Origin of the sequence: Haloferula helveola (genome assembly GCF_037076345.1) — a bacterium.
GTDB lineage: Bacteria > Verrucomicrobiota > Verrucomicrobiia > Verrucomicrobiales > Akkermansiaceae > Haloferula > Haloferula helveola.
Genome location: NZ_AP024702.1, coordinates 4856704 through 4867321, shown reverse-complemented (window position 1 = coordinate 4867321; position 10618 = coordinate 4856704). Strand labels below are relative to the sequence as shown.

Below are 10618 nucleotides of genomic sequence, written 5' to 3'. Positions count from 1 at the left end.
GGGTTGAAGCGGTTCTAGCAGATGGTGGAGTCAGGGCAAGGAAGGGCGGGATTGGATGTTGATCCTGTCCGTTGCGAGATTATTGCCCCCAGCCCGGCGCGTTGGACGACCGGGGCGGTCGTCCCTACCCTTCGTCGGCGCCTTCGCCTCCGCTTTCGGCTGGCCGGATTCCGAAGATGCGTTAGGGATCGGGCATCATGAAAGGTTCCGGCGCATCCGTGGTCAGCATCCATCCGTATTTCAAGGTCCACGCGGGCAAGCTCGACGAGTTCAAGTCGCTGCTGGCCGACTTCGTGGCGAAGACGAAAACCGAGGAGAAGTGCCTGTGCTACGACTTCTCGATTCAGAACGATGAAGTCATCCATTGCCGCGAGTCCTACATCGGGGCCGAGGGCGTGCTGACCCATCTCGACAACGTCGGCGAGATTCTCGGCAAGGCCTTGGCGATTTCCGACCTGCTCCGTCTCGAGTTCCATGGTCCCGCAGCCGAGCTTGAAAAGCTCAAGGAACCTCTCGCCGACCTGAATCCGGATTGGTTTGAGTTCGAGACCGGCGTCTGAAGAAGCGTCCCCGGGAGGAATCGAACCTCCATCTAAGGTTTAGGAAACCCTTGTTCTATCCGTTGAACTACAGGGACCGGTGACGGCGGGAGACTGGACGGGGATGCGCACGGAAGCAAGCCCGGGACTTGCCGGATTCCGGGGCACCCGCAACGATGGCCCGGAGTGAGCACCCGGAACACCCGACCCACCCTGCTCCACCGCGCCGAATACCTGGCTTTCCGCGGTGTCGAGACGCTGCTGTCGGGCGCCTCGATGGAGAGCTGCGTCACCGTCGGACGCCTGCTCGGGCGGCTCTACCACGTCATCAGCCCGAAGTACCGCCGGCTGGTGCGGCGCAACCTCCGGATCGCCACCGCCGGGGATGCTCCGTCGGCCGAGACCCTCGACGCGCTGGTGCTCGAGACCTTCCAGCGGACCGGCGCCAACTTCATCGCCTCGCTCCGCACCCCGACGATGTCTCTCGACGCCATGCGACGGCATGTGACCGAAGAGGGCCTGCACGAACTCGGCGGATGTGTGCGTCGCGGCAGCGGGTTGGTGGTCGCCATGGCCCACATGGGAAACTGGGAGGCGATGACTTCCCTCGGCGCGAGTTTCGTGCACGAGGGTGTTTACGGTGGAGTCTACCGTCCCCTCGACAACCCGCTGATGGATCGCCTGACCCGCGAGCGACGGACCAAGGACGGCGCCCTGCTGTTCAGTCGTGAGGACGGCTTCCACGCGCCGGCGGCGATGCTGAAGACACCGGGCGCACTCGGAGTGCTGGCCGACCAGCGGGCGGGCGGACGCGGCATTGCGATGCCGTTCCTCGGCAAGATGACCACCTGCTCGCCCCTTCCTGATCTTCTGGCACGGCGGGGTCGCGCCCGGGTCTGCACGCTGTCCATTTCCACCATCGGACAGGCGCAATGGCGGATGGAACTCCGTGAGCTTGAGGGACCGATCAACACCCGCTCGGTGATGGCAGGACTTGAGAAAGCAATCCGCCTGAGCCTCCCCGACGTCTTCTGGTTCCACAACCGCTGGCGGACCGATCCTGCGAGGCCGCTCAGCTTCTTCACCAAGATTGATCCGGCAGTGGCGGCAGAGGCGACGGTTCCGCTGCGACTGATTCTGACGACTCCTGCGCACGCGGATGAGCTCGGCATTCGCCAGATGCTCCTCCGGATGCTGGAAAAGCGGCCGGACCTCCGGATCGACCGACTCTGCACGACCCCGACCGAGACGATCGATCCACGGATTGTGCATCACGAATGGGACCCGACCCTTCCGCCCGAGCAAGCCGACGGATTCCTCGACAAGATCGACCGCACCCATCCGGCACCACTCGACGGATCGCTGCTTTTCGCCGGAGAAGTCGGACTGGCCCGCGCCGCCAAACGGGCCGGCCTGAGGGCCATCATCGGGCTCGGGGTCAGCGGCAAACCGTGGACCCGATCGTTTGAAACGCCCGCCTCTACTGAAGATTGGTTGGAACTTGCTGAGCTCATGGCACGCGTTCCGCAGCGTCACCGTTCATGACTGAACCGCTTCCAATCCTGATGCTTACGGACGGCAAGCCCGGCCATGAGAACCAGTCACTGGGGCTGATCGAAGCGATCGACAAGCTGACGCCCGTCGAACTCCGTCGGGAAAAGGTCGAGCGTAACGCGATCGCCGGACTTCTGCGGGCGCAACTCCCGGAGGTCGCCCCCGCCCTGATCGTCGGCGCCGGGCACTCGACCCACGCACCGATGCTCAAGCTGGCCCGCCAGAGCGGCGCCCCGTGCGTGGTCCTGATGAAGCCTTCGCTGCCGCTCTCGCTTTTCGACCTGTGCCTGATCCCGGAACACGACATCCGCGAGAAGGAATGCCCGCCGAATGTCGAGGCGACCATCGGCGCGATCAACCGGGTGCCGCCCCCCGACGGCAGCCCGCGGCGCGGCGGCCTGATCCTTCTCGGGGGCCCCTCCTCGACCCATGGATGGGATGCCGATTCGATCCGCGAGTCGGTGACGACGATCGTTTCCTCCTGCGGCGACCGCCCGTGGCGGATCACCGACTCAAGACGGACGCCCGACGGCCAACTCTCCGAACTCGCCAAGGCTTGTCCGGCTCTCGTGTGCCACCCCCACGCCGACACCGGCCCGGAGTGGCTCCCCCAGCGTCTCACCGAAGCCGCCGAGGTGTGGGTGAGCGAGGATTCGGTCTCGATGATCTACGAAAGTCTTAGTAGCGGAGCCAAGGTCGGACTGTTCGCGTGTCCGCAGAAGAAAACCAACCGGATCACACGTGGCGTCGATCGCCTCTCTTCGGAAGGCTGGGTCACGAGATTCGCCGACTGGGACCCCGCAACCGGCCTCACCGAGCCTCCACGGATCCTCCGCGAGTCGGACCGCTGCGCCGGACTTGTGCTCGGGCGATTCTTTCCCGAGCGTCTGCCCAAGACATGAAAGTTCTCCAGGTTCTCCCCGAACTCAACTCCGGCGGCGTCGAGCGGGGAACCCTGGAGCTTTCCGGCCATCTGGTGGCAAAGGGCCACGAGTCCCTGGTCCTGTCCGGCGGCGGGCGCCTAGTCGAGCGGCTTGAGAAGGCCGGCAGCCGGCACATCACCCTGCCGGTCGGCCGCAAGTCGCCGGCATCCCTGCTGTTGGTTTCCAAGCTCCGGAAGCTCCTCGAAGCCGAATGCCCGGACATCCTCCACTTGCGATCCCGCGTTCCGGCATGGCTGCTCTGGCTGGCGTGGAGAAAGCTGCCCGCCAGCGACCGCCCGAAACTGGTTACCACCGTTCACGGATTTTACTCCGTCAGCCGATGGTCCGAAATCATGTGCCGTGGCGAGCGGGTGATCTGCGTTTCCGAAAGCATTCGGGAGTACGTGCTCAAGAACTACCCGAAGACCGACCCATCGCTGCTGCGTGTCGTGCCCCGCGGGGTCGAGCCCGCGGAATACCCCTACGGCTTCCGTCCGGACGCCGATTGGATCGAATCTTTCCACGACCTGTTTCCCGAGACGCGCGACAAGCGCTTGATCACCCTGCCGGGTCGCATCACGCGGCTCAAAGGTCATGAGGATCTGATCACCATCCTTGGCAAACTCGCCGACCAACCTGACCTGCACGCCGTCATCGTCGGCGGCGTCCATCCACGGAAGGCATCGTACTTCGACGAGATCCGTGCGAAATTCAAAGACGCCGGACTCAGCGACCGCGTCACCTTCACCGGCAACCGGGACGACCTCCGGAACATCCTAGCGATTTCCACGGTCGTCCTGTCGCTGACCCGCCAGCCGGAGTCGTTCGGCCGGACAACCCTCGAAGCACTGGCCATGGGCATCCCGGTAGCGGGCTATGCCCACGGCGGCGTCGGCGAGCAACTCGACACCCTCTATCCGCAGGGCCGGATCCCGCCATTGGACGTCGAGGCCGCCGGCGACGTGATTGCGAAGCTTCTGGAAACGCCCGGCGACGTGATGCCGGAGAATCCCTTCACGCTGGGACGCATGCTCGACGGCACGCTCGACGTTTACCGGGAGTTGCAGGACTGATCCTCCTCGCCCGTGTCAATGAAGCGATGCGGCCAAACCGGACGATCCTCTCTGGAGCCCGTGCGGAAGCTTTCCCAATCGGCAAGCTTCTGCCGATCCCGTGCCTCGCCCCGCTCCCGCATGCGCCTTCTCCGCAGATCCTCGTCGCACCAAACGAAATGAAGTTCAGGATCGGTTCCGAGTCTCGTCCGCAACTCCTCCGGCCACGCTTCCCTCTGCCACTCCGAAGTGAACGGACCACAAATGACGACCGGGGCGTGGGACAGGTTCGCGCGGGCGACATCGAACAGCGCTTCATAGACCGGCAGGCGATAAGCACGCTTGTACTCCGGCGAGTCCCGATCGTCGGGATCGAGCCCGGCCAAGGTCATCCCCGCCGTCACCAACCGCCCCGCGAGCGTGTCGCTATCGAGCAGGCAGGCACCCAGCCGCTGGGCGAGACTGCGGGAGTAGGTCGACTTCCCCGCCGCCGGAGCGCCGCATACCACATGACATTCGTGCATGGGCCGCTCATAGACCGAGACGCTCCCCTCCCCAAGCCCGGCGACGCCCCGACCGCGGATTTATCGTTTGTCATTCGGCCGTCGCGAAGCAGCCTGCGTGCGTGTCCGCATTTCCCTTCGGTCCCCGCTCGCCGCTTTGCGAAAGCCATGCGGAGGAGGTGGCATCAATGTGGACGCACGGGATCGGCACCCTGATGGCCGTGGTGGCAATGGTGCTGATGGTGCTCGCGGCCGACGGACAACCGCTCGCCACCGTCTCGGCCGCAATTTTCGGCACCACCCTCGTGCTGCTCTACGGTGCCTCGACGATCTATCACTGGGCGCGCGGGCCGAAGCTGAAGAGCTTCCTCCAGATCCTCGATCATGCGTGCATCTACCTGCTGATCGCCGGCTCGTACACGCCACTGACCCTGATCGCCCTTCGCGGTCCGTGGGGCTGGTCGCTTTTCGGGGTGATCTGGTTTCTCGCCATCGCCGGTGTCGTGTTGAAGGCCAGCATGCGGAGCAATCGCGAAGCGTGGTGGTCGACCGCGCTCTACCTCGTGATGGGCTGGCTCATTGTTCTCGCCCTCAAGCCGCTGCTGCACGCGATCCCGGCGGCGGGTTTCGCGTGGTTGGTCGCCGGCGGGCTCTGCTACTCGCTCGGAGTAGGCTTTTTCGTCTGGCAAAAGCTGCGCTTCAACCACGCGATCTGGCACGCGTTCGTCATCGCGGGAAGTGCGTGCCACGTCGTCGCCACCACACTCTACATTCTCCCCTGACCGATGCCCGAGCTTCCTGAAGTCGAGACGACCCGCCGCGGCATTGCCCCCCATCTGGTCGGCAAGCCGATCACCGGAGTGATCGTCCGCGACTCACGACTCCGGCATCCCGTTTCAGCGGACATCGAGGACATCTGCGGCAAGCCCGTCACCGGCATCCGGCGACGCGGGAAGTACCTGATCGCCGATACCGATGACGGGGCACTGCTGATCCACCTCGGAATGTCAGGGAGCCTGCGCGTCTGCGAGCGGACGGAGGACCACCGCAAGCACGACCACGTCATCTTATGCCTGCCCGGCACCCGGGAAATCCGCTACCACGATCCCCGACGCTTCGGAATCGTGCTTCACCTGCCGGCGGGCGATCCGCTCGATCACCCGCTGCTTGCATCGCTCGGACCCGAACCGCTGTCGGATGAGTTCACCACCGCCCACCTCAAGGCTGCCTGCAAGGGTCGCACGGCGCCGATCAAACAGGTCATCATGGACGCGGGCATCGTGGTGGGCGTCGGCAACATCTACGCCAGCGAAGCCCTGCACCGGGCGGGAATCCGACCACGAACGGCTGCCCGCCGGGTCTCGGGTCCGAGGCTTGCGCGACTCGTCGCAGCGATCCGCGAAGTGCTGGCCGCTTCGATCGAGCAAGGCGGCACGACCCTCCGTGACTTCGTCAACTCCGACGGCCAACCCGGCTACTTCCGCCAACGGCTGTTCGTCTATGGCCGCGCGGAAGAACCCTGTCGCAGTTGCTCGACACCGATCCGTCACGCCGTCCTCGGACAACGCGCGACTTACTGGTGCCCGGTGTGCCAGCGCTAGGAGTCGGATTCCCCTCCGGAATCTTCCGTCGGCGCGGTCACGACCTTGGTCTTCGCCCACTCGTCACCAAGACGCAGTCCCTTCTCCGGCTTGCTATCGCGGGAGATCAGGATGATCGCTTCGACCAACCCGAAAATGGGAATCAGGAGCGCGGCATTGCGGATCAAGGCGCTTTCCCAGTCCTTCACGATGTCGCCGCCGTCGGCCTTCTCGACCTTCAGCTTCATCGCCATCTTGCCGACACTTTGGCCCTTCATGAAGGGCAGCGAGTCACGGACGATCCAGTATCCGGCGAAAACCAGCCACCCTACCTTTTCCAAGGCACCCGGGAGAATCATCGTCGCCAACCAATACAAACCACTGGCAACGAAGCCATCGATAAGACCTGCCAGCAACCGGCTGTTGAGCGGAGCGATGCTGCCGGCCTCGAGATTCTCCTCATCCTCCTCGGAGTCTTGCGGAACCTTGGTCACCTCGACGCTGCCACCCTCGTTCGCCGGTGCTGGCGGAGGAGTGCCCGCAACATCCACCGGCGGCGGCTTCGGCGGCGGGCTCAGACTTGGCGGCGGAGGGTCCTTGCGATCTTCATCCTCAGGCATCGCCTAACACCCTAGACTCCGGATCCCGCCCCGTCGAGTTTCCAGAGCAGCGTCAGGCCTCCCCGCGCAACTTTTCGAACACCCGATGCGAGAAATAGCGCTCCATCCGGTCGGGGAAAACCGTCACAACGCGGGCCGATACACCGAGGCGGCGCTTCACCTCCATCGCCGCGGCGAGGTTCAGACCGGAACTCGGACCGACAGGAAAACCCATGCTCCAGAGCCGACGGGTTTGCCGAAGGCATTCCTCCTCACCGACCGGGAGCTCCTCGAGCACACCGGCCTGAACATCGGCCTTCCAGTCCTCGTAGAGTTTGGAAAGGCATTCGACGACTCCGGGAACTTCCTTGCTGAAGGCGAGGCTGCAGCATTCGGCATTGTGCCCGAAGGCGTCTCCCGCATGCGGGATCGCGGCCACCGCCCGCACCCCGCAACCGGCCTCGGCAAATGCTTCCCAGAGACCGCGCAAGGTCCCGCCGGTTCCGACGCCACTGACGATCGCGTCCACCGTGCCGCAGTCCATCTGCGAGAGGATCTCGGGCCCCGTCCCCAAGCGGTGGGCCTCAGCATTGTCGGGATTCTCGAATTGCCGAACCGCGAACCAACCTTCGGAATCCGCCGCCGCCACGGCGGCTCCGAGAACATCCGGCATCCCGCCGTCGACCCGACGCACTTCGCCCCCGTAAGCCCGAATCATCAATCCTCGCTCGGCCGTGGCCGTTGACGGGATAAAGGCGACGAATTTCAGCCCCATCTGGGCACATGCCAGAGCCAACGCGATACTGGTGGAGCCGCTCGACGCCTCGACCACCGTGTCTCCGGCACTGATTACACCCCGCCGCCACGCCTTCTCAAGAATGTGGCGGGCGATGCGGTCCTTGGTCGATCCACTCGGATTCATGAACTCCAGCTTGCACCAAACCGGGCCGAGGCCGGATTCCGGCTCGACGGGGACCAGCGGCGTCGGGGGCACCTGACGGATGAAACGCCCGCCTGCCCCGAGTTTCCGGGCTTCCTGAGTCTGCATGGCCGGATCATCCGCCGACCCGACCCTGCCCTGCCAAGCCGGAATTCCCGAGAAACAAAGATTTCACCAGAACCGTGGCTCCGGGATTCCCAGCAACTCGCATTTCGGAAAACCGAACCACGAATGGACGCAGACATGCTCGAATTGCCACGGAATCGCCCGTGCCTCCAAGATTCGTGTCCATTGGCGTCCATTCGCGGTTTCCCCTGTCGTGGACTTGATGCCCGAATCCTGCATTTTCCTTGACTCCATCGGCACTAAACCCTACCTCCCCGCCCCCACGAACGCCCATCACACGTCATGGCCACCGCTCAAGTCATTCTCCGCGAAAAGATCGAAGGTCTCGGTTCCGAGGCCGATGTCGTCAAGGTCCGCGCCGGTTACGCGCGCAATTTCCTCATTCCCCAAGGCAAAGCGTTCGAGGCGACCCGTTCCAACCTGCGCCACGTCGAGGCCCTCAAGATCGCTCGCGGCAAGCGTGAGGCCGAGGAGCTGAACGATGCCCAGGCACTCGCGACCAAGATCTCGAAGCTGCGTCCGAAGTTCACGCTCGAGACCGGCCAAGGCGGCAAGGCGTTCGGTTCGGTCACCTCGATCGACATCCACAAGGAACTCGAAGCCGCCGGTATCGAAATCGACCGCCACGCGATCGATCTCGAGAAGCCGATCAAGCGTTCGGGCAAGGTGGACGTCGTGGTCCGCGTGCACCCCGAGGTCAGCACGACCCTGACGATCAACGTCGAGGCCAAGACCGAGGAAACCGGCGAAGACGAGTAAGCCGGACGGCACTCAGCATTTTCCCAAGCGGGCGGGTTCCTCGGAACCCGCCCGTTTTGTTTGAAGCCCTAGGGTGCTGTGAACAACTTGATGGTTGTTCACAGACAATTCACCGATTGCCCCCGTTGACCCGAACGGGTCCGGCGGGGCATGTTCACCCGCACCCATGGCCACCGAGACTCAGGCTCCTTCGCTGCAATCACCCGCCACTCCGGATCGTGAAGACGTTTCACGCACGCTCCCGAACGCCCTCGGGCCGGAGAAGAGCATCCTTTCCTCGATGCTCAAGGACCCGGAGCAGTGGATCGTCCGCGCCCAGGAAGAAGGCCTGAGCCGGGACCACTTCTACCTGCCGGCCCACGGACTCCTCTACGAAACGGTCGTCGACCTGAACAACAAGGGCACCGAGATCGAGCTCGTCTCGCTGGTTCAGCTTCTCCACGACCGCGGGATCCTCGATCACATCGGCGGACCGTCGGCGATCACCGACATCTACACTTATGCGCCCAATGCGGCGCACTTCGCGACCCACCTCGGGATCGTGAAGGAGAAGCATGTCCTGCGCTCGATCATCCGCACCTGCACGGAGTCGATTTCCGAGGCCTACGACAACCCGGAGGACACCGCCCAACTACTCGACCGGGTCGAGCAGGAGGTCCTCGGCATCCGCCAGAGCAGCGAAACCGCCAGCGGCTTTTCCATCAAGGAATCCGTCGGCGAGGTAATGACCCGCTTCCAGGAGATCCTCGCGGGCGAAATGGAGGTCCAGGGAGTCGCCACCGGCTACAGCGATCTCGACACGATGAGCAAAGGCCTGAAGCCGGGTGAAATGTTCGTCGTGGCGGCCCGCCCCTCGATGGGCAAGACCTCGCTGATGATGAACATCGTCGAACACATCTGTGTCGATCAGAACGTCCCGACGATGGTCTTCTCGTGCGAAATGACCGCCTTCCAGATCGTCCAGCGTCTGGTCTTCTCACGGGCGCGTTTCGCGATGAGCAAGCTCGGCAAGGGCTTCAAGCCGGCCAAGGAAGAGCTGCTCAAACTGAAGCGCGCGGCGCAGGAAGTGGCCGCGGCCAAGCTGTGGATCGACGACACCGCCGGGATCCCGATCGAGACCCTGCGGGCCAAGGCACGGCGACGGAAACGCGAGGACGGCATCGGCCTGATCGCGATCGACTACCTCCAGCTCCTGAAGTCGAACAGCCGTCAGGCCGCCAACTCGCGGGAACGGGAAATTGGTGAAATCTCCGCGGGTATCAAGGCTCTGGCGAAGGAGCTCGGCGTGCCGATCGTCGTCCTCGCCCAACTCAACCGGGGCCCGGAAGGACGGACGGGGTCGTCGCTCGGTGTGCCCCGGATGTCGGACCTCCGGGAATCGGGAACCATCGAGCAGGACGCCGACATGATCGGGCTGCTCTACCGAAGCGCCTACTACGCCGAAAGCGAGGAGGAGAAGGAGGAGCTCGCCGGCAAGGCGGAACTCGTACTGGCCAAGAACCGGAATGGTGAGACCGGCCACGTGCCGCTGACCTTCATTGCGGAACTCATGCGATTCGAGACCCGGGCCCGGGAAATGGACTGAGTCAAATCCGGGCTCCAGACCCACCAAATTATGACGAAATTGCCAATATTTCAGAATCGGCAATCGTTGGGCACGATATGTGTTAGATTAAAAGGTTGTGCATCGATTCGCCTCTCGTCGGACCCTCTGGCGCCTCAAGTTCAGTTCGCTTTGCTTTCTGGCCTGCGGCGCCACGTGGATCGCGCTGCCCGCGGCGCTCGTCTGGGGAATGTTTTTCCATGACCCGCGGGGCATTCGCCTGACGATCATCCTGCTCGGATCCGCCTTCGGGGTGGGGCTGCTCTATCTCATGACAAGCGGGAACCTCCGCTGTCCGCTTTGCCGGGGACAACTGTTGAGAAAGCTGGCGGCAACGCCGGTGAGCCCGAAAGCCTCCCGGGCCTTCGGCAGCGTTCGGGCGGCAATCGCGCTGAGAGCCCTGTTCACCCGTTGGTTCCGCTGCTTCCACTGCGGCGAAC

General features: G+C 63.9%; 11 protein-coding genes and 1 tRNA gene. 8 read left to right on the top strand and 4 right to left on the bottom strand.

Translation table 11 applies throughout. The features are described from left to right. The first annotated feature begins 197 nt into the window (after positions 1 to 197). The gene (locus HAHE_RS18440; protein ID WP_338686522.1) at positions 198 to 560 is read left to right on the top strand and encodes a hypothetical protein; all 363 of its coding nucleotides are present in this window, start codon (positions 198 to 200) and stop codon (positions 558 to 560) included. A 5-nt stretch (positions 561 to 565) separates the two neighbouring features. On the opposite strand, the gene HAHE_RS18435 is transcribed toward HAHE_RS18440, so the two are convergent. After that, a tRNA-Arg gene (locus HAHE_RS18435) sits at positions 566 to 637 on the bottom strand. Between the two features lie 88 nt (positions 638 to 725). Between HAHE_RS18435 and HAHE_RS18430 the strand changes: the two genes are divergently transcribed. From HAHE_RS18430 to HAHE_RS18420, 3 genes are read left to right on the top strand one after another with little or no spacing between them, the layout of a single operon-like run. Continuing rightward, positions 726 to 2084 carry a lysophospholipid acyltransferase family protein gene (locus HAHE_RS18430; protein WP_338686520.1) on the top strand — a complete coding sequence of 453 codons (1359 nt, stop codon included), beginning with the start codon at positions 726 to 728 and terminating at the stop codon, positions 2082 to 2084. Continuing rightward, entirely contained in the window at positions 2081 to 2995 is a 915-nt protein-coding gene (locus tag HAHE_RS18425) for a mitochondrial fission ELM1 family protein (RefSeq protein WP_338686519.1), read from the top strand. The genes HAHE_RS18430 and HAHE_RS18425 overlap by 4 nt, the downstream gene beginning before the upstream one ends. Further along, positions 2992 to 4089, top strand: a complete 1098-nt coding sequence (locus tag HAHE_RS18420) for a glycosyltransferase family 4 protein (protein WP_338686517.1) — start codon at positions 2992 to 2994, stop codon at positions 4087 to 4089. The genes HAHE_RS18425 and HAHE_RS18420 overlap by 4 nt, the downstream gene beginning before the upstream one ends. Here HAHE_RS18420 and HAHE_RS18415 read toward each other — a convergent pair. Continuing rightward, the gene (locus tag HAHE_RS18415; protein ID WP_338686515.1) at positions 4068 to 4592 is read right to left on the bottom strand and encodes an ATP-binding protein; all 525 of its coding nucleotides are present in this window, start codon (positions 4590 to 4592) and stop codon (positions 4068 to 4070) included. The two genes, HAHE_RS18420 and HAHE_RS18415, sit on opposite strands and share 22 nt — an antisense overlap. Positions 4593 to 4693: 101 nt before the next feature. On the opposite strand from HAHE_RS18415, the gene trhA reads away from it, so the two are divergent. Both trhA and mutM read left to right on the top strand, forming a co-directional pair. Next, positions 4694 to 5353: a PAQR family membrane homeostasis protein TrhA gene (gene trhA / locus HAHE_RS18410; protein ID WP_338686513.1), complete on the top strand. Its 660-nt coding sequence runs from the start codon at positions 4694 to 4696 to the stop codon at positions 5351 to 5353. 3 nt (positions 5354 to 5356) lie between these two features. Next, positions 5357 to 6172 (top strand): bifunctional DNA-formamidopyrimidine glycosylase/DNA-(apurinic or apyrimidinic site) lyase, encoded by an 816-nt coding sequence (gene mutM, locus HAHE_RS18405; RefSeq protein ID WP_338686511.1) that lies wholly within the window; start codon positions 5357 to 5359, stop codon positions 6170 to 6172. Here mutM and HAHE_RS18400 read toward each other — a convergent pair. Together HAHE_RS18400 and HAHE_RS18395 are read right to left on the bottom strand one after the other, a co-directional pair. Then, positions 6169 to 6771, bottom strand: a complete 603-nt coding sequence (locus tag HAHE_RS18400; protein ID WP_338686510.1) for an RDD family protein — start codon at positions 6769 to 6771, stop codon at positions 6169 to 6171. The genes mutM and HAHE_RS18400 overlap by 4 nt on opposite strands. Before the next feature lie 52 nt (positions 6772 to 6823). Continuing rightward, the gene (locus HAHE_RS18395; protein ID WP_338686508.1) at positions 6824 to 7798 is read right to left on the bottom strand and encodes a cysteine synthase family protein; all 975 of its coding nucleotides are present in this window, start codon (positions 7796 to 7798) and stop codon (positions 6824 to 6826) included. A 300-nt stretch (positions 7799 to 8098) separates the two neighbouring features. On the opposite strand from HAHE_RS18395, the gene rplI reads away from it, so the two are divergent. Further along, positions 8099 to 8575 (top strand): 50S ribosomal protein L9, encoded by a 477-nt coding sequence (rplI, locus tag HAHE_RS18390; protein ID WP_338686507.1) that lies wholly within the window; start codon positions 8099 to 8101, stop codon positions 8573 to 8575. A gap of 166 nt (positions 8576 to 8741) precedes the next feature. Beyond that, positions 8742 to 10160 (top strand): replicative DNA helicase, encoded by a 1419-nt coding sequence (gene dnaB / locus HAHE_RS18385; protein WP_338686506.1) that lies wholly within the window; start codon positions 8742 to 8744, stop codon positions 10158 to 10160. Positions 10161 to 10618 lie beyond the last annotated feature (458 nt).

What these genes read in the sequence shown, in the direction of transcription:
- HAHE_RS18395 (WP_338686508.1), bottom strand. Translation starts at nt 7,798, where the DNA reads ATGCAGACTCAGGAAGCCCGGAAACTCGGGGCAGGCGGGCGTTTCATC.
- dnaB (WP_338686506.1), top strand. Translation starts at nt 8,742, where the DNA reads ATGGCCACCGAGACTCAGGCTCCTTCGCTGCAATCACCCGCCACTCCG.
- mutM (WP_338686511.1), top strand. Translation starts at nt 5,357, where the DNA reads ATGCCCGAGCTTCCTGAAGTCGAGACGACCCGCCGCGGCATTGCCCCC.
- HAHE_RS18420 (WP_338686517.1), top strand. Translation starts at nt 2,992, where the DNA reads ATGAAAGTTCTCCAGGTTCTCCCCGAACTCAACTCCGGCGGCGTCGAG.
- HAHE_RS18425 (WP_338686519.1), top strand. Translation starts at nt 2,081, where the DNA reads ATGACTGAACCGCTTCCAATCCTGATGCTTACGGACGGCAAGCCCGGC.
- rplI (WP_338686507.1), top strand. Translation starts at nt 8,099, where the DNA reads ATGGCCACCGCTCAAGTCATTCTCCGCGAAAAGATCGAAGGTCTCGGT.
- HAHE_RS18440 (WP_338686522.1), top strand. Translation starts at nt 198, where the DNA reads ATGAAAGGTTCCGGCGCATCCGTGGTCAGCATCCATCCGTATTTCAAG.
- HAHE_RS18415 (WP_338686515.1), bottom strand. Translation starts at nt 4,592, where the DNA reads ATGCACGAATGTCATGTGGTATGCGGCGCTCCGGCGGCGGGGAAGTCG.
- HAHE_RS18400 (WP_338686510.1), bottom strand. Translation starts at nt 6,771, where the DNA reads ATGCCTGAGGATGAAGATCGCAAGGACCCTCCGCCGCCAAGTCTGAGC.